Consider the following 20910-nt stretch of genomic DNA (forward strand, 5'->3'; position numbering starts at 1 on the left):
CGGTGTGCCCGCGGTACCGTGGCGGCCTGCGGCGGCGGACAAGACGTTCGGCGCCCCCGGGTGTTCTCCCGGGGGCGCCCTGAGCCTCGTAGGCTGCGGCCGTCAGCCGTTCTTGATGCGGTTGGTCAGCTCGGTGACCTGGTTGTAGATGGAGCGCCGCTCGGCCATCAGCGCCCGGATCTTGCGGTCCGCGTGCATGACGGTCGTGTGGTCGCGGCCGCCGAACTGCGCGCCGATCTTCGGCAGCGAGAGGTCGGTGAGCTCGCGGCACAGGTACATGGCGATCTGGCGGGCCGTCACCAGGGCGCGGCCGCGCGAGGTGCCGCACAGGTCCTCGACGGTGAGGCCGAAGTAGTCGGCGGTCGCCGCCATGATGGCCGTCGCCGTGATCTCCGGCGCCGAGTCCTCGCCGCCCGGGATCAGGTCCTTGAGGACGATCTCCGTCAGGCCCAGGTCCACCGGCTGCCGGTTGAGCGACGCGAACGCCGTCACCCGGATCAGCGCGCCCTCCAGCTCGCGGATGTTGCGCGAGATCCGCGAGGCGATGAACTCCAGGACCTCCGGCGGGGCGTTCAGCTGCTCCTGGACCGCCTTCTTCCGGAGGATCGCGATGCGCGTCTCCAGCTCGGGCGGCTGGACGTCGGTGATCAGACCCCACTCGAAACGGTTCCGCAGCCGGTCCTCCAGCGTGACCAGCTGCTTCGGCGGCCGGTCGGAGGACAGCACGATCTGCTTGTTCGCGTTGTGGAGCGTGTTGAAGGTGTGGAAGAACTCCTCCTGCGTCGACTCCTTGTCCGCCAGGAACTGGATGTCGTCGACGAGCAGGATGTCCATCTCGCGGTAGCGCTTGCGGAAGCTGTCGCCCTTGCCGTCGCGGATGGAGTTGATGAACTCGTTGGTGAACTCCTCGGAGCTCACGTAACGCACGCGCGTGCCCGGGTAGAGGCTGCGCGCGTAGTGCCCGATGGCGTGCAGCAGGTGCGTCTTGCCGAGTCCCGACTCCCCGTAGATGAAGAGGGGGTTGTACGCCTTCGCCGGTGCCTCGGCGACCGCGACCGCGGCCGCGTGCGCGAACCGGTTCGAGGCGCCGATGACGAAGGTGTCGAAGAGGTACTTCGGGTTGAGCCGCGCGGTCGGCTCACCGGGGCCGCCGGCCGGAGCGGGCTGTGCGGCCTGCGGGCCGGACGCGCCGGTGGCCGGGCGGCCGGAGCCGCCCGGGCCGCCGCGGTGGGGCTGCCCGGGGCCGGACGGCGGCTCGGGGCGGTCGCGGCGGGCGGAGTCGCGCTCGCGCTGGTCGTAGTCGCCGCGCGACGGGTCGTACTCGGAGCGCTGCTGGTCGTAGGAGGGCCGCTCCACCGGCTGCGGCCGGTAGTCCTGGGACGGGGAGCCGTACGAGTCCTGTCCCGAGCCGTACGAGTCCTGGGACGGCGGCCCGTACGCGTCGCGTGACGGCGGTCCGTAGGACTCCTGCGACGGGGACGCGTAGGGGTCCCGCTCCGGGAAGCCGAGCCGCGGCTGCTGCCAGCTGTACTCGTCCTGCGCGGGCCGCGGCCAGGCGCCGGGCTCGGGACGCTGGTACTCGGACGGATACGCCGGCCGGGCGGTGGGCAGCTGGTCCCCTCGGGACGGCTGGTCGCCGCCCGGCCTCTGGTCGGCACGGTGGCGGCCGTACCCCTCGTACTGCCCGGAGGGCAGCTCGGGCTCCTCGTAGCGGGACTGCGGCTGAGGCGAGGGCGCCGGCGGGACCGGCGGCTCGCCCGCAGAGTCGTCGACGGTGATCGCGATGCGGATCGGACGGCCGCACTCGCGGCTCAGGGTGTCGCTGACGATCGGGGCGAGACGGCCCTCGAGTACGCCCTTCGCGAATTCGTTCGGCACGGCGAGCAGGGCGGTGTCCGCGACCAGCGCGAGGGGCTGGCAGCGCCGGATCCAGTGTTCGTCCTTCGCCTCGACACCCTGCCCGCGGCCCTCACCGAGGAGTTGCTCGAGTACTCGTGGCCACACTGCGGCAAGATCGGCAGGTACGTCAGCCACAGGGCACGCTCTCTCACAGGTCCCACGAACGTGTGGTTCGCGGACGGGTCGGGATGTAAATCGGGTCGGCGGGGGATAAAGGAACGAATCGAAGTTCAGCCACGGTAGTCAGCGCGGCCGGTACGGTTCAAGTTGTTGTCCCCAGCCTGTGGATAGTGTCTCCCAGTGGCCCCTGGTTTGACCGGATGGCGTAGCCCCGCGTACCGTAACCAGGTCGAGTTGTCGATGGCTGCTGCCGCCTGCCTCCGATGGGCACAGGTCACTGAAGGTGATCGGTAAGCGGTGCACTCGGGCGTAACGCGAGCTACTCGTGGGCGCACGGTGACAGCCAGGACGGCACCCCGCAACCACCCGATATTTTCTGGAGCCCCGAGTGAGCAAGCGCACCTTCCAGCCGAACAACCGTCGTCGCGCGAAGACCCACGGCTTCCGGCTGCGTATGCGCACCCGTGCCGGCCGCGCGATTCTCGCGTCCCGCCGTAGCAAGGGTCGCGCCCGCCTGTCCGCCTGATCCCGATCAGGTCATGACGTCGTGCTGCCCACCGACAACCGGCTGAGGCGGCGCGAGGACTTCGCGACCGCGGTACGACGAGGCCGTCGGGCTGGACGCCCGCTCCTCGTCGTCCACCTTCGTAGCGGTGCCACGGACCCGCACGCGCCTGGGGAGAGCGCTCCCCCGACGCGTGCGGGTTTCGTCGTGAGCAAGGCAGTGGGTGGCGCGGTCGTGCGCAACACAGTGAAGCGCAGACTGCGCCATCTGATGCGTGACCGGGTCGCCCTGTTTCCCCCCGGTAGCCTGGTAGTCGTACGCGCGCTGCCCGGAGCGGGTGACGCAGACCATGCACAGCTGGCCCGAGACCTTGATGCCGCTCTTCAACGGCTGCTGGGAGGGGGCACGCGATGAAGTACCCACTGCTGGCCCTGATCAAGCTGTACCAGTGGACGATCAGTCCGCTGCTCGGGCCGGTGTGCAAGTACTACCCGTCGTGCTCCCACTACGGCTACACGGCCATCGACCGGCACGGTGCGATCAAGGGAACGGCGCTCACAGCCTGGCGCATCCTCCGGTGCAATCCGTGGTCGCTGGGCGGTGTGGACCATGTTCCGCCGCGCAAACGACCGCGGTGGCACGAAATGCTGCGCGGCGCCTGGCGCGCACGCAGGGGCGGGACCTCCGCCGCCGAACCGGCCATCGAGGGGAAGGTTCCTTCGAGCCCGGCCGCAGAGACCTCGTCCCATGCCCAAGGAGCATGATTAGTGGACACGATTGCCAGCTTCTTCAGCTTCATCACGACACCCGTTTCCTGGGTCATCGTCCAGTTCCACACTGTGTACGGCGCCATCTTCGGCCCTGACACCGGGTGGGCCTGGGGCCTGTCCATCGTGTCCCTGGTGATTCTGATCCGCATCTGCCTGATCCCGCTCTTCGTGAAGCAGATCAAGGCGACCCGGGCCATGCAGACGCTGCAGCCCGAGATGAAGAAGATCCAGGAGCGCTACAAGAACGACAAGCAGCGTCAGTCCGAAGAGATGATGAAGCTGTACAAGGAGGCGGGCACCAACCCGCTTTCCTCGTGCCTTCCCATCCTGGCGCAGTCCCCGTTCTTCTTTGCCCTGTACCACGTGCTCAACGGCATCGCGTCGGGCCAGACCATCGGTGTCATCAACCAGAGCCTTCTGGAGAGCGCGCAGAAGGCGCACATCTTCGGTGCCCCGCTGGCCGCGAAGTTCCTCGACAGCGCCGACACCGTCGCCAAGCTCGGCGCCTCCCTCACGGACGTCCGGGTCGTCACCGCGATCATGATCGTGCTGATGTCGGGGTCGCAGTTCTACACACAGCGCCAGCTGATGACCAAGAACGTCGACACGACGGTGAAGACGCCGTTCATGCAGCAGCAGAAGATGCTGATGTACGTCTTCCCGATCATGTTCGCCTTCTTCGGTATCCGCTTCCCCGTTGGTGTCCTCATCTACTGGCTGACCACCAACGTGTGGACCATGGGCCAGCAGATGTACGTCATCCACAACAACCCGACCCCGGGATCCAAGGCCCAGGCCGCGTACCTGGAGCGCCTGACGAAGCACGTCACGCACCACGGCAAGACCCGCAAGCGCAGCGAGAAGACGATCGTCAAGGCGATCGTCACCAAGGGCCGTGACCGCAACGAGGCCGAGCGCGGTTTCATCAACGCGCTGAGCAAGGCGGGCCTCGTGGCCCAGGCCGACGGCTCCGTCGTGAAGGGCGAGGCCCAGGCCGCCGCCCAGACCGAGGACGGTGCGGCCGCCACCCGGCGTCAGCAGCCCAAGCGCCAGACCAAGTCGCAGCGTCAGTCCGGTGGCCCGAAGCAGGCCGAAGACCCGACGCCGTCCACGTCGCTGGAGAAGTCCGAGCCGGAGGACGCCAAGCCCGCCGCCAACGGGGCCAAGTCCGACGCCAAGAAGACCGCTCAGCCCGGCACCGGCTCTCGCAGCAAGGCACAGTCCGGTCAGCGCAAGGGTCCGCAGCGGCCCAAGTCCCCGTCCAAGAAGTAAGAAGGAGTCCATCCCGTGACGGAAGGCACCACCTCCGCCGCTGCCGAGGGCGCAGACACCCTGACCCGCCTGGAGCAGGAGGGCGAGATCGCGGCGGACTACCTCGAGGGTCTGCTGGACATCGCCGACCTCGACGGCGACATCGACATGGACGTCGAGGCCGACCGCGCCTCCGTGTCGATCATCAGCGACACGGGCAGCCGCGACCTGCAGAAGCTGGTCGGCCGTGACGGCGAGGTGCTGGAGGCGCTTCAGGAACTGACCCGGCTGGCTGTGCACCGGGAGACCGGGGACCGCAGCCGGCTGATGCTGGACGTCGCGGGCTACCGCGCCAAGAAGCGTGCCGAGCTCACCGAGCTGGGTGCCAAGGCCGCCGCCGAGGTCAAGAGCAGCGGCGAGCCCGTGAAGCTCAAGCCGATGACCCCGTTCGAGCGCAAGGTCGTGCACGATGCGGTCAAGGCCGCGGGGCTGCGCAGCGAGTCGGAGGGCGAGGAGCCGCAGCGTTTCGTCGTCGTGCTGCCCGCCTGATCGGTCTACGTTCCACCGGCCCCGTCTGTTGCGCAGACGGGGCCGAACTTTGTCAGCCTGGTAGTTCTGGTGGTCGACGCTCGGTGCGTCGGCGCTGTAGGGAAGGACGGTCCCCGTGACGGAGTCAGCGGAGCTCCCCCCTGCGCCCGAACAGGCGCGGGAAGTGTTTGGTGATCGCTTCGCCGATGCGGTCCGCTACGCGGAACTGCTCGCCGAGGCGGGCGTGCAGCGTGGTCTGATCGGTCCACGGGAAGTGCCCCGTCTATGGGAGCGCCACATTCTGAACTGTGCGGTGCTCTCCGAAGTCGTCCCCGAGGGGGTGACGGTGTGCGACGTCGGCTCGGGCGCGGGCCTGCCGGGCATTCCCCTGGCGCTCGTCCGGGACGACCTGAAGATCACCCTGCTGGAGCCGTTGCTGCGGCGCACGACCTTCCTGACCGAGGTCGTCGAGCTTCTGGGTCTTGACCATGTCACGGTCGTCCGTGGCCGGGCCGAGGAGGTCATGGGCAAGCTACCGCCGGTGCATGTGGTGACCGCGAGGGCGGTGGCTCCGCTGGACCGACTGGCCGCCTGGGGCATTCCGCTGCTGCGGCCGTACGGGGAGATGCTCGCGCTCAAGGGTGACACGGCCGAGGAGGAGCTCAAGAGTGCGGCCACCGCGCTGAGCAAGCTCGGTGCGGTGGGCACATCCGTCCTGCAAGTGGGTGAAGGCGTCGTCGACCCGCTGTCCACGGTCGTGCGTGTCGAGGTCGGGGAAAGTCCCGGCGGAGTGCGGTTCGCGGCCAAGCGGGCGAAGGCTGCCCGTGCGGGACGTGTACGCCGGCGGCGCTGACCCGTCCTGAGGACGAGACGTACTCCACACAAGCTGCCAAAGCTGTGGGGGTCGGAGTGTCGCGAACGTCCGGCCGCGGCCGCTGTGCATCGTGTTTCACGTGAAACGTCGCTCACTGTTGCACGGCATTATCAGTCGCGGCCGCGCTGCGGCCGAACCTCGCGACCGTAAGCCTCTTGGTTCACTCAGAGAGGCAGCAGAGTTGTCCACAGAGGTGGATTTCTCCACAGAAGAACAGGCCTCACTGGTTCGCGACCCCGAAGGCATGGGAGGCTCTGTTCATTGCGAGCCTGAAGTCGAGGAGAGTGAATCCTTGCGGTCCGACGCCAACATCGCGGGACCGATGACCGATCCGGTCCCCGGTCCCCGTACCGAGTCGATGGGGGTCGATGTTTCACGTGAAACACCGCCCCCGATGGACGACACTCCCATCGGTCGTGCTGCCCAACTGGCGGTGGAGGCTATGGGCCGCGCCGGTGAAGGCCTGCCACGGCCCGAGCAGACCAGGGTGATGGTGGTGGCCAACCAGAAGGGCGGTGTGGGCAAGACGACGACGACCGTCAACCTTGCCGCGTCGCTGGCCCTGCACGGTGGCCGTGTCCTCGTGATCGACCTCGACCCGCAGGGCAATGCGTCCACTGCTCTGGGGATCGACCATCACGCCGATGTGCCGTCCATCTACGACGTGCTGGTCGAGAGCAGGCCTCTGGCAGAGGTCGTCCAGCCGGTCCCGGATGTCGAGGGTCTCTTCTGTGCCCCCGCAACGATCGATCTCGCCGGCGCGGAGATCGAGCTGGTGTCCCTGGTGGCGCGTGAGAGCAGGCTGCAGCGGGCGATCCAGGCGTACGAACAGCCGCTGGACTACATCCTCATCGACTGCCCGCCCTCGCTCGGCCTGCTGACGGTCAACGCGCTGGTCGCGGGACAGGAGGTCCTGATCCCGATCCAGTGCGAGTACTACGCGCTGGAGGGCCTCGGCCAGCTGCTGCGCAATGTCGATCTGGTGCGGGGACACCTCAACCCCGCCCTTCATGTGTCGACCATCCTGCTCACCATGTACGACGGCCGGACGCGTCTCGCCTCGCAGGTCGCGGACGAGGTGCGCAGCCACTTTGGTGACGAGGTGCTGCGGACTAGCATTCCCCGGTCGGTCCGTATCTCCGAGGCGCCGAGCTACGGGCAGACGGTCCTGACCTACGATCCAGGATCGAGTGGTGCCCTCTCTTATCTTGAGGCGGCCCGTGAGATCGCGCTGAAGGGAGTCGGCATCAGCTATGACCCGACGCAGGCCCATATCGGCGCCCAGAACAACCCGAACATGGTGGAGGGGATGCAGTGAGCGAGCGACGGAGGGGTCTGGGTCGTGGTCTCGGCGCACTGATCCCCGCTGCCCCGACAGAGAAGAGCCCGGCCTCGGCCGCGGTGGGTGGTGCGGCTTCTCCGTCCCCCACAGCGGCTCCGGTGCTGGCGACCGACCGTGGCGTGGCCGCGGCGAAGGTGGCCACTCTGCCGGCTGTTTCACATGAAACCGAGGAACCGTCGGTCAACGACTTCGCGGAGACGCCCGCTCCTCCCGTGGGCGCCCACTTCGCCGAGGTCCCGCTCGACTCCATCACTCCGAACCCGCGCCAGCCCCGTGAGGTCTTCGACGAGGATGCGCTGCAGGAACTGATCACCTCCATCAAGGAGGTCGGTCTCCTCCAGCCCGTCGTCGTACGGCAGCTCGGTCCCGCCCGCTATGAACTCATCATGGGTGAGCGGCGCTGGCGGGCCTGCCGTGAGGCCGGCCTCGAAGCGATCCCGGCGATCGTGCGAGCCACGGACGACGAGAAGCTCCTCCTGGACGCGCTCCTGGAGAACCTGCACCGTGCCCAGCTGAACCCGCTGGAAGAGGCCGCCGCCTACGACCAGCTGCTGAAGGACTTCAACTGCACGCACGACCAGCTGGCGGACCGCATCGGACGCTCCCGTCCCCAGGTCTCCAACACGCTGCGTCTGCTGAAGCTGTCACCTGCCGTCCAGCGACGGGTCGCCGCAGGCGTCCTCTCCGCCGGGCACGCCCGCGCACTGCTCTCCGTTGAAGACTCGGAGGAGCAGGACCGGCTGGCCCACCGGATCGTGGCCGAGGGACTCTCGGTGCGAGCCGTGGAGGAGATCGTGACCCTGATGGGCTCGCGTCCTCAGACGGCACAGCGCTCCAAGGGACCGCGTGCCGGTGCTCGGGTCTCCCCGGCACTGAATGAACTCGCGACCCGTCTGTCGGATCGCTTCGAGACGCGGGTGAAGGTCGACCTGGGTCAGAAGAAGGGCAAGATCACCGTGGAGTTCGCCTCCATGGAGGACCTTGAGAGGATCCTCGGCACGCTCGCTCCGGGCGAGGGACCGGTCCTGCCGAAGGGTCTCCATGACGGCCAGTCCGAGGACTCGGAGGACTGAGCCACGGCGGGTCCCGCTCGGTCGGGACCCAGCCTTTCAGGCAGCTGAGCGGATCGTGTCCGATGTGTACCGGAACACGGTTCGCTCTTTGCTTGCAGGCGGTACCGGTGGAATCACATCGTGGATACGATGCGATCGGGTTTGGCGCATCCACCTGGCAGTACCTCTGATCCACCTGGCGAGACCTCTGAGTGGGAGGCGGGGGCCATGCGAACGATGAGCCGTACCGGTCTGGTGAGCGCAGGCCTGAGCCTGGGCGCGGTCGGCGGTTTCGTCGGCAGTCTGCTCAGGGAACGCAGCGCTCTGACAGCCGCTCGCGATGCCGCGGGCGAAGGAAGCGAGGAACAGCCTTCATGGGGCGCCGGCTCGTACCGCTCACGCTGGACAACCTTCAGGACCTTCCCAAGCGCTGTCGCTCGTGTGTCTTCTGGGAGCTGGACCCCGTCAGCGGCGAGGCCGCGGTAAGAGCGGGCACTCCCGCACTGGAGAAGGAATCCTGGATCTCTGCCGTCCTGCTGGACTGGGGATCCTGCGGCCGGGTGGTCTATGTCGACGACGTCCCGGTGGGCTTCGTGCTCTATGCGCCTCCGGCCTATGTTCCCCGGTCGACGGCATTCCCCACGAGCCCGGTCTCACCGGACGCCGTGCAACTGATGACCGGCTTCATCCTCCCCGGCTACCAGGGGCAGGGGCTCGGCCGTGTGATGGTCCAGACGGTCGCCAAGGATCTGCTCCGGCGCGGCTTCAGGGCCATAGAGGCGTTCGGTGACGCCCGCTGGAAGGAGCCTGCCTGTCTCCTGCCCGCCGACCATCTCCTGGCCGTGGGCTTCAAGACGGTTCGGCAGCATCCGACGCATCCGCGGATGCGGCTGGAACTGAGGTCGACGCTCTCCTGGAAGGAAGACGTGGAGCTGGCCATCGACCGGCTGCTGGGAGCCGTGCAGAAGGAACCGGCGCTGCGGCCGCTCTGAGAGCCCCGGAACACCGAATGGGCCAGCCCTTGCGGGTTGGCCCATTCGTGTTTCACGTGAAACATGCGCCGTCGCCTCGACGGCCTCACCGATTACTCGGCGATGAAGTCCTCAAGGTCGCGGACGATCGCGGCCTTCGGCTTGGCACCGACGATCGTCTTGGCGACCTCGCCGTTCTGGTAGACGTTCAGGGTCGGGATGGACATGACGCTGTACTTGGCGGCCGTGTCCGGGTTCTCGTCGATGTTGAGCTTGACAACCTCGATCTTGTCGCCGTACTCGGCGGCGATCGCCTCGAGGGACGGCGCGATCTGACGGCACGGACCGCACCAGGCGGCCCAGAAGTCCACCAGGACGGGCTTGTCGCTCTTGAGGACGTCCTGCTCGAAGGAGGCGTCGGTCACGTTCTTCAGGGTGCCGGCCACGGAGGGCTCCTTAACTTGATCGTGCGGTGGGGCGGGAAAGGGGATCAGACAGAGGTCTTCTCGGGCTCGGCCTTCTCCTCGTCCGCGAGGGCGGAGAGGAAACGCTCGGCGTCGAGAGCGGCGGAGCAGCCGGTGCCGGCCGCGGTGATCGCCTGCCGGTAGGTGTGGTCGACCACGTCACCGGCGCCGAAGACGCCGGTGAGGTTGGTACGGGTGGAGGGCGCGGCGACCTTCAGATAGCCCTCCTCGTCCAGGTCGAGCTGGCCCTTGAACAGCTCCGTGCGCGGGTCGTGGCCGATCGCGATGAACAGGCCCGTCACCGGCAGGTCGGAGAGCTCACCGGTCTTGACGTTGCGCAGCTTCAGGCCGGAGAGCTTCTGCTCGCCCTGAACCTCGGCGATCTCGCTGTCCCAGACGAACTTGATCTTCGGGTCGGCGAAGGCGCGGTCCTGCATCGCCTTGGAGGCGCGCAGCGTGTCCCGGCGGTGGACGATCGTCACGGACTTGGCGAACCGGGAGAGGAAGGTGGCCTCCTCCATCGCGGTGTCACCGCCACCGATCACGGCGATGTCCTGGTCCTTGAAGAAGAACCCGTCACAGGTGGCGCACCAGGAGACACCTCGGCCGGAGAGAGCGTCCTCGTTGGGCAGGCCGAGCTTGCGGTGCTGCGAGCCGGTGGTGACGATGACGGCCTTCGCCTTGTGCACCGTGCCCGCGGTGTCCGTGACGGTCTTGATCTCACCGGTCAGGTCGACGGAGACGACATCGTCCGGGACCAGCTCGGCGCCGAAACGCTCGGCTTGGGCGCGCATGTTGTCCATGAGGTCGGGGCCCATGATCCCGTCGCGGAAGCCGGGGAAGTTCTCCACCTCGGTGGTGTTCATCAGCGCACCGCCCGCGGTGACAGCGCCCTCGAACACCAGGGGCTTCAGCGACGCGCGCGCGGTGTAGAGCGCCGCCGTGTACCCGGCGGGCCCGGAGCCGATGATGATCACGTTACGGACGTCGCTCACGGCTGGTTTCCTCGTCTCTGGTCTGCGTCATTCGACCGGTGGGAGCCCCTCTCGGAGCTCTCACCCCACCCAACGGATCCTACGGGTCCCGCATTCCCGCTGTGTCCGGGCACACGGGATGCCACACGGTAGGGAATCACCGCACTGGGCCGAGACGATGAACGCTTGCTCAGAGACGCGCGAAAGACTGCTTCAGGAGGACCTTGCCCGGGCCACTGTTCTGCCGGCCCACGCAGGCGGCATCGACGACGTACGCCGTCACCCTCGTGTTGTCGCCGACGACGGGCATGACGACCAGATAGGCGTTCTTCCCGCCATACGTCCCTGTCTTGACGCCCAGGACGTCGCCCTCACTGTTGATCCCCTGCCGGATGCAGTCCGGCACCGGGGCCCCGGTCTGGATGAGCGTGTTCGCGCTCGCGGTTGCTCCAGGCGTGTCCGTCTGGGACTCGATGCCCAGTCGCGGCTTCTTGGTGCCGGACCCCTTCGGCATGCCCCTTTTCGTGGCGAGCAGGTCGGTCACCTGATTCTTGATGCTGCTGCCGGAGAAGGTGCCCTGAGCCGTGGTGGCGGACTTGTCGTTCCCGAGCGACTGCAGGAACAGCGACCCGGCTCCCAGCACGGCCGCGGTGAAGACGGCCCCCAGGACCACCTTCCGGCGGCGCCGGCCCCGCAGTCGATCCTTGCGCCCCGGGCCGGTCGCCGCGTGCGAGCGGCCGCCGGGCCGATGCACCGGGGTCGATGTTTCACGTGAAACATGCGTCTCGGTGTCCTGCTGGGACAACTCCGGGGACGCGGAGACCAGGACCGGCGTGTCCACGGACTCGGACGTGGTGGCATTCAGCAGGGCTTCGGCCGCAAGGGCGGCATCGATACGACCGGCGACGTCGGCGGGCATGTGCACCGGGCCCGGCATCGTGCCCAGCAGGCCGCGGATCTCCTTCAGTGAGGCGTGGACGTCCGAGCAGAGCTCACACTCGTCCAGATGCCGTCTTACGTCCGCGGTCCGGGAGGGCGGGAGCAGGCCTTCGGTGAGGTCGGAGATCTCGGCGACGTCCGGGTGCCCGGTCGCGTCCGTCGTGGAAGTCACGCTCGCCCACCTCCGCCCTTCAGAGCAGTTGAATCGCTCGGCCCTGTTGTGTGTGGACCTCCGTCCTGAGGCCCTGCTGCGGGTGGGACGGATGTCCCCGGCACCTGGTTCCGTTCAGAGACCGGTTCTGGCCCGGCACCGGCGTTTTCCGGCCGGAGGTGGGCGAGCAGGGGCAGCAGCTTGGCTCTGCCCCGAGCGCATCGGCTTTTCACGGTTCCGGTCGGGACGTCGAGGATGTTGGCCGCCTCCGCGACGGGGTAGCCCTGCATGTCCACCAGGACGAGGGCCGCCCGCTGGTCGTGGGGAAGCGTGCCGAGGGCTTCGAGGAGCTGACGGTGCAGGTCGTTCCGCTCGGCCGGGGCAGAGGCGGACTCGTGCGGCTCCAGCAGCTGCTCCAGGCGCTCGGTGTCGTCGACCGGAGCGGTCTTGCGGGAGGCCGCCTTGCGGGCACGGTCGAGGCAGGCGTTCACCGTGATTCGGTGCAGCCACGTTGTGACGGCCGACTGGCCCCGGAAGGTATGCGCGGCCCGGTAGGCGGACACCAAGGCGTCCTGGACCGCGTCAGCGGCCTCCTCGCGGTCCCCCAGCGTGCGCACCGCCACGGCCCAGAGCCGGTCCCGGTGCCGCCGAACGATCTCACCGAAGGCATCGGGGTCGCCTTCCACATGGCGGGCGAGCAGGTCCTGGTCGCTCACTCCGTCGTATCCGGCGCCTTCCGCCATCTGCCCCCTCCGCCTCCGGTGAGACGTCAGCCCGTGAACTTCACTTCCGTGATGGCCTGCTTGTAGCCGGTACCGGCGTACGCCTCGGGGTCCGGCCCCGAGTTCGGCACGGCGGTCAGCCAGACGAGGACATACTGCGTCTTCACCGACTTGTTGACTTTCACCGTAGCGGTGTTGCCCGTCGTCGTGATCTTGCCGATCCGGTGCATCGACTCCAGTGACGACGGCGTCAGGGAGTCGGCCGCGTACAGCTCGACCGTTGTGTGATCGCCAGCGTAGCGAAGCCCGATGCCGGCCGTGCGGAGTTCCTTCACGGAGCCGAGGTCGTAGACGATGCCGACGCCCGGCTTGTACGGCGCGATCTCGGGACCGGCGGTGAAGGTCTTGGTCCTCCAGTAGGTCGAGGTGCTGCCGTCGTAGGTCTTGGTGACGTCGTTGGGGTGCTGGGGGCCGCCGTCGGCGACGAACTCCTGGCTGTTCTGGATCCTTATCGGGCCGGCGGGCTTGGTGGGGGTCTTGCCCTTGTCACCGTCGCCCGTCGTCTGGGTGTGCGGGGTGTCGTCGGACTTGCCGTCCTGGTCCATGAGGGCGTCCGCGAGCTGCCAGCTGCCCAGGCCCAGGGCGGCGATGAGGAGGGCGGAGACCGCCCACTTCAACGCCTTGCCGGTACGGCTCTGCAGCGGAGGCGGGGGCGGCGCGATCGGCTGGGTGACGCCGGGGTGCGGTGCGGGGCGGCCGTAGGTGCCCTGCTGGTACGTCGTGCGCTGGTACTCGGGCGGAGCCGTGAACGCGGGCTCCGGCGGGCGGATGCGGGGCATCTCGCCGATCGCCTTCACCAGCTCCTCCGGCGTGGTGCACGGGGACTCGTGCCGGGAGGCGGTGGCACCGTCGTTGGCGAGCGCGCGCATCGCGAGCTCGGACAGGCCCCGGTGGACACCGGCACGCACCTGGTCGGGCGCGATGAGGCCGACGTCCTTGGGCAGCCCGGACAGACCGTACGCGTCGCTCTCGTAGGGCCAACGCTGGGTCAGCGCCGCGTAGAGCAGGGCACCGATCGCCTCGGTGTCCGTGCGCTGCGGGGTGTCGGAGCTGATGCCGCGCAGCGCGGCGTTCACGGCGAGCCCCCGGATGCGCCACTGACCGGTCGAGGCGCGCAGCACGGCGTTCGGGTTGAGGCGCAGATGCGCGAGACCCTCACGGTGGGCGGCGGCCATGGCGGAGGCCACCTGGCTGACCATCTGGTAGGCGTCGTGCGGCTCCAACGGCCCGGAGGAGAGCAGGGTGCTCAGCTCCGTGGCGTCGGGCAGCCACTCGTGCACGACGTAGACGAGGTCGTTCTCGTCCACGGCATCGAGGACTTGGACGAAGCGGGGATCGCCGAGCAGCGCGGACGAGCGGGCCGCGGCCAGCACCGAACGGGCTCGTACATGGTCCGCGGGGAGGATGTGGACGCCGACGGCGCGACGGAGTTTCTCGTCGACCGCTCGCCAACTGCTGAATCCGTCCAGACGGGTGACGCACTCCTCCAGGCGGTAGCGCCTGGCGAGTTTGTGACCGCTGTGCAGTTCGGGAGGTGAGGCCTTCCCGGGACCACTGGTCCCGCCGCTCCCCTGTGCCTCGTTAATGTCCGTGTCCCGCTCCGGGTTCTGGGCCACCCCGTCGGCCGTGGACTGGTCCGCCTTGGCGGTCAGCGGCTCGTCACCGCTGTTGTCTGCCACGTCGACGGCAGCCGTACTCCGTTCCGCCACCGTCGTCCCTGCCTCCCCATCCGTTGCACGCTGTCCGACGCCGAAACCAATTGTGCCCACAGTCCGCCGCTATGCACGACACACGGCGGCGGACGATGGTTGTGCGCGTACCCCCTCTTCAGCGCCCCAGTCGCCCGCGCACCATACCCACGAGCGAGTTGAGCTCTTCGATGCGCATGCGGCGGGCCGCGACGAAGAAGACGCCGAGCAGGACCGCACCACCGGCCAGCAGCGCGGCGAAGGAGCCGACGACGCCCTGACCCAGGGTGTTTCCGATGCCGTAGCAGGCCGCGCCGCTCAGCAGGGCCGCCGGCACCGAGGCGATGCACAGGCGCGCGTAGGTGCGGGTGACGCGGGCGCCGTCCAGGTCGCCGCCGAGCTTCTTGCGCAGACGGCGCCAGGCGACGCCGACGCCGATCGCGTAGGCGATACCGTACGCGGCGGCCATGCCGACCACGGCCCAGCGGGCCGGAAGCAGCATGTAGCAGAGGCCGGAGACGCCCGCGTTGACGGCGGCCACGATCACGGTGTTGTAGAAGGGCGTCCGGGTGTCCTCGTAAGCGTAGAAGGCGCGCAGGACGACGTACTGCACGGAGTACGGGATCAGACCGAGGCCGAAGGCCATCAGCATGTAGCCCATGTTCGTGGCGGCCGAGGTGCCCGAGGAACCGAAGATCAGCGTGCACATCGGGATGCCGAGGGACAGGAAGCCGAACGCGATGGGCACGATCGCCACGGCGGTCGTCCGCAGTCCCTGCGAGATGTCGTCGCGCACGGCGCCCGCGTCGTCCTCGGCGGCCGAGCGCGAGATACGCGGAAGCAGGGCCGCCATCAGGGAGACCGTGATGATGGCCTGCGGCAGGCCCCAGATCAGCTGGGCGTTGGCGTAGGCGCTGAAGCCGGTGCCGGGGAGATTCGTGTCCGTCACCGCGGCGGTGGCGAGCTGGGTGACCACGACGGCGCCGGCCTGGTTGGCGAGGACGAACAGGATCGTCCACTTGGCGAGCATCGCCGCCTTGCCGAGGCCGTGGCCCTTCCAGTCGAAGCGCAGCCGCAGCCTGAACCCGGTCTCGCGCAGGTACGGGATCATCGCGAGTGCCTGGACGACGAGTCCGAGCAACACACCGACGCCGAGCAGCCGCTGGCCCTCCGGCGGGATGTTCGTGACGCTCATGTGGGAGTCCGCGGCAGTGCCGTAGACCCACAGGAACATGCCCAGCGTCACGATGATGACGATGTTGTTCAGGACCGGGGTCCACATCATCGCGCCGAACTTGCCGCGGGCGTTGAGGATCTGACCCATCACCACGTGGATGCCCATGAAGAAGATGGAGGGCAGGAAGTACCGGGTGAAGGTGATGGCCACGTTGTAGGCGTCGTGGTGGTTGGCGACCGGGTTGGACAGGAACCGCACCAGCAGCGGCGCCCCGAGCATGGTCAGGGCGGTCAGCGCGCCCAGGGCCACCATGACCAGAGTGAGCAGCCGGTTGGCGAAGGCCTCGCCCCCGTCGTCGTCCTCCTTCATGGCACGGACGAGCTGGGGCACGAAGACCGAGTTGAGGCCGCCGCCGACGGTGAGGATGTAGATCATCGTCGGCAGCTGGTACGCCACCTGGAAGGTGTCGCCGAGCAGTGCCGTGCCCAGCGCGGAAACGATCAGGGCGGAGCGGATGAAGCCGGTGAGGCGGGAGACCATCGTGCCCGCCGCCATCACGGCGCTGGACTTCAGCAGGCCCGAGGCACGTCCGCCCTTCTTCGCGGCGGGGGCGGCAGGAGCGGCCGCGGCGTCGCCGGCCGCTGCCCGAGCGGGCGCGGGGGCAGGGGCACCGGCCTGGTGGGGCGCCGCGCCGTAGGGGACCGAGGCATGCGGCTGGGCGGGGTGCGGGCCCACAGAGTGCGGGCCCACGGGCTGCGGGTTCACCGGGTACTGCCCCACGGGGCCGTGGCCGACGCCTTGCGCGGCCGGGCCCGGCACGGCCGGAAAGTCCATGGGCGGACGCCCGCCGCCCTGCTGCTGGTCCCGCAGGAGGTGAGCGAAGGCGTCCGGCTCGTGGTGCTCCTCGCCGGAATGCGTGACCAGGTCGTCCACGCCCACGAACTGGGTCGTACGGGGGTCGTCGCCGTACGGCAGGTACTGCGTGGGACTCTCCGGCTCCGGTGCCGGGGTCTGGGCCCACACGTGCGGGTCGGGGGCGTAGGGCGACTGGGCCGGCGGGCCGTACAGCGGCTGCTGCGGCTCGTAGGTGCCGGGCGGGGGCGGCGGGTGCGAGGCACGGTCGTAGAGCGCCTCGGCGACCGGGTCCTGGGCGGAGAGGTCCTGCGCCCGGTAGGGGTCCTGGTCGTAGGCGTCCTGGAGGTACATGTCGGCCGCGTGCTGCGGCGGCACCTGGCCGGGCTCGGGCGGCGGCTCGGGGTAGCCCGAGCCGGCCGCGGCCTGGCCACGGTCACCCTCGTACGGCGCGTTCATGGTTACCCCACCTCATCGTCCCCGGGCCCACCGGCCACGACATCGCTCAACGGTCCACTCTCTCACCCGTCCCGGACGGGTCGGCGCTTTCCGGTGCGGTGTCCGGTGTCGGGTCACTCGGCTGCTCCGGGTCGTCTGCCCGGGAGCTGGCGCCGGACTCCTCCTGAAGACGGTCCGCGGGGCCTTCCGGGTTCTCCGGGCCGTCGGAGTCCTCGTCGGTCTCGTCGGGTCCGTCGTCCTCGGCCTCCTTGGCGGCCGCGCGCTTGCGCTGCGTGTACATCCGGAATCCGGCGAGGACGAGCAGCAGGACACCGCCGCCGATGACCAGCATCACCGTGGGGGTGACCTCGGTGACCTTCACGTCGAAGCTGACCGGGGCGCCGTACTGCCGGCCGTCCTCTGTGTACAGCCGGGCGACCACCGTCACGCGGCCGTTGGCGTTGGCCGACGTGGTGAACTTCACGGACTGGCTGTGGCCGCCGTTCACCGCGACGCGCTGCTCCGAGTAGGCCTTGCCGCCGATCTTGAGACGGGTGGGCATCGTTGAGGTCAGCCGCAGGACCAGGTGGTCGACGCCCTGCACCAGGTTGTTCTGCACGGTCACCGGGATGGTGGCGCTGCGGCCGGAGAGCTTCGTCTCGGACTTGTCGATCAGCTTCACCTGGTGGCTGAGCTCGTCGAGCCAGGCTTCCACACCCTGGCGGAAGTCGTCGGCCTCGCCGGCGCGGCCACGCCACGACGTGGACATCCCACGGTTTATGGCCCGCCCAAAGGGGGTCGCCACCCGGGACTCGTCGGTCAGGATCACCTGGAAGTTGTCGAGCTTGTCCTGCGTCCGCGCGATCTGCTCGAAGGCGGACCGGGGCAGTTCCTGCTTGCGCAGCGAGGAGGGGTATGCGGACGTCGACGGGATCCTCGTGGTCGCGTCCGGGTCGGGCTTGGCCCTGGCCGCCGAGGTGAGCTCCTGGGACTGGTCCCAGTTCCCCTGCTGCAGGGCCGTGATCGCCTGAGCCATGGCCTGGGCCTGGCTCGACGAGGGCATGCGCTGCGGGGCGACGACGATGCTGCGCTGCTTGTCCGTCTGGATGTTCAGCGCCAGGCTCTGGGCCAGGAACTCCTGGACGGCGAGCGTGGCCGAGTCCGCCTTCGTCAGGTCGCCCTCGAAGGCCGTGGACAACCGGGTGTCCGCGACCACCGCCGTCGTGCCACCGCCGATGGGGCGGGGCGCGGAGGGCGTGTAGGTAAGGCCGCCGGTCTCCTGGAGGCTGTCACTGCGGGTGATCACCTTGTCCGCCCCCGCGGAGGTGGCGACCTTGATGATCGACGGGTCCACGGCACCGTCGACGGGCCAGGCGAAGTCCGTGCTCGGTGTGACGTGGAGCACGGTCTTCACGGTGGTGCCGGCCACGTCCGTGGCGTCCTTGATGTGGCTGAGCGAGCCGGTGACGCTGGTGCCGTTGTGGGCGAGGGAGGCCAGGTCCGGGTCCGCGAAGGGCAGCGCGACGACCTCCTTGTCCGCCACGGCCTTCTGCAGGTCGGCAAGCCACTGCTTGGCGACCGCCTGGTGGGTGCCGGCCGTGGTGGTGCCGTTGTCGCCCTGCAGGCGGTAGCTGCGCGTCATCGCGTCCACGGAGGCCAGCAGGTCCGGGTCGATCACCCAGGTGACGTCGAGGTCCTTGCCCAGGGCCAGCATCTGGGCCAGGCGCCCGCCCGGCGAGAGGTCCTTGGCGAGGTCGTCGTTGAGGAAGACCGGCGTCTGCTGCTCACCGGCACCCGTCTTCGCGGTCATGTGAACGGTAGAGATCAGCGGCCAGAGATACGTCGTCTTCGTCCTGGTGCCGGCCTCGTCCGGCTGCCACGGCAGGAACGTCCGCTGGATGCCCAGCACCTGCTCCCACGGCTGGGCCGAGGTCTGGCCGGAGAGGGACACGCCGAGCTCGTAGACGCCGTCCTGGCCGAGGTCGAGCTTGTCGACCGGCACGGAGACGCTGAAGTGCTGGGCGACGCCCGGGGCGAGCTTGGCGAACTTCTCGACGTACTTGTCGCCGACCTCGGAGCCCATGGACGGCTGAAGGTCGTCGGAGTGCCGGGCGGCGCTGTCGATGGCCGAGCGGGTGCTCAGCGAGGGCCCCACGTGCAGCCCCACGTGGGCGTCGGTGACCGTCTGCTTGGCGTTGTTGGTCACCGTGCCCGAGACGGTCAGCGTGTCCCCGTCCGTGGGAGCGCTGGGGCTGAGAGAGTCCAGGGAGACGGATACCGCGTCCGAGGAGGCCGCCTGCGCGGGTGCCGCCGCGGGCAACTGGAGCAGACCGGCCAGCAAGGGCGCCCCGGCGAGCAGTGCGCCGGTGCGCCGCAGCCACCGGCGGGCAGGTGAGGGACTCATCCCCAGGAAGTCTGCCGCCTCGGCCACGCGCTCGCCCGTCCCTCGTCGTCGTCAGTGGTCGTCGGAATGTGCGTCCAGGCATGGTAACGATGTGCGCTGAGGGGAAGTGCCGCGGTCTGCTCCGCAAGATCGGGAGGCCAGGGGGATCTGTCCCGTATTTCCAGTATTAAGTCTTAGGTGGGACTACGTCGGCCGAGGCAGAGCCTGTGGCGGTATGGGGGATGTGTTCTTGCGCACTTAATGGGGGAGCTCCGGGCCGTCCGCGCCACGTACCCTCTTTTGTTGTGCCGAACGCCAACGAAGACACTCCTCCTGCCCTGAGCCAGGTGCAGCAGCGCGCGGTGAGCGAGCTGCTGCGGGTGGCCCCCGTCGCCGACGATCTCGCCCGCCGTTTCCAGGAGGCCGGGTTCTCGCTCGCCCTGGTCGGTGGCTCGGTCCGGGACGCGCTGCTCGGCCGGCTGGGGAACGACCTGGACTTCACCACCGACGCCCGCCCCGAGGACGTACTGAAGATCGTCCGGCCGTGGGCGGACGCCGTGTGGGAGGTCGGGATCGCCTTCGGCACCGTGGGGGCGCAGAAGGACGGCTACCAGATCGAGGTGACCACCTACCGGTCGGAGGCGTACGACCGCACGTCGCGCAAGCCCGAGGTCTCGTACGGCGACTCCATCGAGCAGGACCTCGTCCGGCGTGACTTCACGGTCAACGCGATGGCCGTGGCACTCCCCGAGAAGTCGTTCATCGACCCGCACGGCGGGCTGGTGGACCTTGAGGCGCGGGTGCTGCACACCCCGGGCACTCCCGAGGAATCGTTCTCGGACGACCCGCTGCGGATGATGCGGGCCGCACGCTTCGCCGCCCAGCTCGACTTCGAGGTGGCCCCCGAGGTCGTCGCGGCGATGAAGGACATGTCCGGGCGCCTGGAGATCGTCTCGGCGGAACGGATCCGGGACGAACTGAACAAGCTGATCCTGTCCGCGAACCCGCGCAAGGGGCTCACGCTCCTGGTCGACACCGGACTGGCCGCCCACGTCCTGCCCGAACTGCCTGCGCTCCGTCTCGAGAGCGACGAGCACCACCGACACAAGGACGTGTACGAGCACACGCTGATCGTCCTGGAGCAGGCGATCGCCCTGGAAGAGTCTGGCCCCGACCTGACGCTGCGCCTTGCGGCGCTGCTGCACGACATCGGCAAGCCGCGTACGCGGCGCTTCGAGAAGGACGGCAGGGTCTCGTTCCATCACCACGAGGTGGTCGGCGCGAAGATGACCAAGAAGCGCATGACGGCCCTGAAGTACTCCAACGAGCTGGTGAAGGACGTCTCGCGTCTGGTCGAACTCCACCTGCGTTTCCACGGTTACGGCACCGGCGAATGGACGGACTCCGCGGTCCGTCGTTATGTCCGTGACGCGGGGCCCCTCCTCGACCGCCTCCACAAGCTGACCCGCTCCGACTGCACCACCCGGAACAAGCGCAGGGCCACCGCCCTCTCCCGGGCCTACGACGGCCTGGAGGAGCGCATCGCCCAGCTCCAGGAACAGGAGCAGCTCGACGCGATCCGCCCGGACCTCGACGGCAACCAGATCATGGAGCTCCTGGGTGTCGGTCCTGGCCCGGTCATCGGTCGCGCCTACAAGCACATGCTGGAGCTGCGCCTGGAGAACGGGCCGATGGAGCACGACGCCGCGGTGGATGCGCTCAAGGAGTGGTGGGCCGAACAGAGCTGAGC

General features: G+C 68.8%; 18 protein-coding genes. 10 read left to right on the forward strand and 8 right to left on the reverse strand.

All coding sequences use genetic code 11. The features are described from left to right. Positions 1 to 102: 102 nt before the first annotated feature. Positions 103 to 2034: a chromosomal replication initiator protein DnaA gene (gene dnaA, locus ACFW2E_RS16265; RefSeq protein ID WP_384466850.1), complete on the reverse strand. Its 1932-nt coding sequence runs from the start codon at positions 2032 to 2034 to the stop codon at positions 103 to 105. Between the two features lie 373 nt (positions 2035 to 2407). Between dnaA and rpmH the strand changes: the two genes are divergently transcribed. The 9 genes from rpmH to ACFW2E_RS16310 all read left to right on the forward strand — a co-directional run bounded on the left by rpmH (position 2408) and on the right by ACFW2E_RS16310 (position 9333). Next, on the forward strand, positions 2408 to 2545 hold the full coding sequence (gene rpmH / locus ACFW2E_RS16270) for a 50S ribosomal protein L34 (protein ID WP_003956500.1): 138 nt from the start codon (positions 2408 to 2410) through the stop codon (positions 2543 to 2545). A gap of 21 nt (positions 2546 to 2566) precedes the next feature. Then, a complete protein-coding gene (gene rnpA, locus ACFW2E_RS16275) occupies positions 2567 to 2938 on the forward strand; it encodes a ribonuclease P protein component (RefSeq protein ID WP_384466853.1) in 372 nt (123 codons plus the stop codon). Beyond that, entirely contained in the window at positions 2935 to 3288 is a 354-nt protein-coding gene (yidD, locus tag ACFW2E_RS16280) for a membrane protein insertion efficiency factor YidD (RefSeq protein WP_384466855.1), read from the forward strand. Before rnpA ends, yidD begins: the two co-directional genes overlap by 4 nt. Before the next feature lie 3 nt (positions 3289 to 3291). Further along, on the forward strand, positions 3292 to 4566 hold the full coding sequence (gene yidC / locus ACFW2E_RS16285; protein WP_384466857.1) for a membrane protein insertase YidC: 1275 nt from the start codon (positions 3292 to 3294) through the stop codon (positions 4564 to 4566). 15 nt (positions 4567 to 4581) lie between these two features. Then, positions 4582 to 5094, forward strand: a complete 513-nt coding sequence (locus ACFW2E_RS16290; RefSeq protein ID WP_384466859.1) for a protein jag — start codon at positions 4582 to 4584, stop codon at positions 5092 to 5094. Between the two features lie 115 nt (positions 5095 to 5209). Further along, positions 5210 to 5926, forward strand: a complete 717-nt coding sequence (rsmG, locus tag ACFW2E_RS16295; protein ID WP_384466861.1) for a 16S rRNA (guanine(527)-N(7))-methyltransferase RsmG — start codon at positions 5210 to 5212, stop codon at positions 5924 to 5926. 265 nt (positions 5927 to 6191) lie between these two features. After that, positions 6192 to 7265: an AAA family ATPase gene (locus ACFW2E_RS16300; protein ID WP_384466883.1), complete on the forward strand. Its 1074-nt coding sequence runs from the start codon at positions 6192 to 6194 to the stop codon at positions 7263 to 7265. Beyond that, on the forward strand, positions 7262 to 8362 hold the full coding sequence (locus tag ACFW2E_RS16305; RefSeq protein WP_384466863.1) for a ParB/RepB/Spo0J family partition protein: 1101 nt from the start codon (positions 7262 to 7264) through the stop codon (positions 8360 to 8362). The genes ACFW2E_RS16300 and ACFW2E_RS16305 overlap by 4 nt, the downstream gene beginning before the upstream one ends. A 353-nt stretch (positions 8363 to 8715) precedes the next feature. Further along, positions 8716 to 9333, forward strand: coding sequence for a GNAT family N-acetyltransferase (locus ACFW2E_RS16310; RefSeq protein WP_384466865.1), 618 nt, complete (start codon positions 8716 to 8718; stop codon positions 9331 to 9333). 92 nt (positions 9334 to 9425) lie between these two features. Here ACFW2E_RS16310 and trxA read toward each other — a convergent pair whose 3' ends face one another. The 7 genes from trxA to ACFW2E_RS16345 form a co-directional block, all read right to left on the reverse strand. Continuing rightward, on the reverse strand, positions 9426 to 9758 hold the full coding sequence (gene trxA / locus ACFW2E_RS16315; RefSeq protein ID WP_384466867.1) for a thioredoxin: 333 nt from the start codon (positions 9756 to 9758) through the stop codon (positions 9426 to 9428). A gap of 44 nt (positions 9759 to 9802) precedes the next feature. Continuing rightward, positions 9803 to 10771: a thioredoxin-disulfide reductase gene (gene trxB / locus ACFW2E_RS16320; protein WP_384466869.1), complete on the reverse strand. Its 969-nt coding sequence runs from the start codon at positions 10769 to 10771 to the stop codon at positions 9803 to 9805. Positions 10772 to 10940: 169 nt separating this feature from the next. Continuing rightward, positions 10941 to 11861 (reverse strand): anti-sigma factor family protein, encoded by a 921-nt coding sequence (locus ACFW2E_RS16325; RefSeq protein WP_384466871.1) that lies wholly within the window; start codon positions 11859 to 11861, stop codon positions 10941 to 10943. Next, complete coding sequence (gene sigM, locus ACFW2E_RS16330; protein WP_384466873.1) at positions 11858 to 12583, reverse strand: RNA polymerase sigma factor SigM; 726 nt, start codon at positions 12581 to 12583, stop codon at positions 11858 to 11860. Before sigM ends, ACFW2E_RS16325 begins: the two co-directional genes overlap by 4 nt. Before the next feature lie 26 nt (positions 12584 to 12609). Continuing rightward, the gene (locus ACFW2E_RS16335) at positions 12610 to 14331 is read right to left on the reverse strand and encodes a protein kinase family protein (protein WP_384466875.1); all 1722 of its coding nucleotides are present in this window, start codon (positions 14329 to 14331) and stop codon (positions 12610 to 12612) included. 118 nt (positions 14332 to 14449) lie between these two features. After that, positions 14450 to 16798, reverse strand: a complete 2349-nt coding sequence (murJ, locus tag ACFW2E_RS16340) for a murein biosynthesis integral membrane protein MurJ (RefSeq protein WP_384466877.1) — start codon at positions 16796 to 16798, stop codon at positions 14450 to 14452. 46 nt (positions 16799 to 16844) lie between these two features. After that, positions 16845 to 19208: a DUF6049 family protein gene (locus ACFW2E_RS16345; protein ID WP_384466879.1), complete on the reverse strand. Its 2364-nt coding sequence runs from the start codon at positions 19206 to 19208 to the stop codon at positions 16845 to 16847. 257 nt (positions 19209 to 19465) lie between these two features. Here ACFW2E_RS16345 and ACFW2E_RS16350 point away from each other — a divergent pair, with 257 nt between their 5' ends. Next, on the forward strand, positions 19466 to 20908 hold the full coding sequence (locus tag ACFW2E_RS16350; protein WP_384466881.1) for a CCA tRNA nucleotidyltransferase: 1443 nt from the start codon (positions 19466 to 19468) through the stop codon (positions 20906 to 20908). Positions 20909 to 20910: the final 2 nt, after the last annotated feature.

The organism is Streptomyces sp. NPDC058964 (assembly GCF_042741275.1).
Classification (GTDB): Bacteria; Actinomycetota; Actinomycetes; order Streptomycetales; family Streptomycetaceae; genus Streptomyces.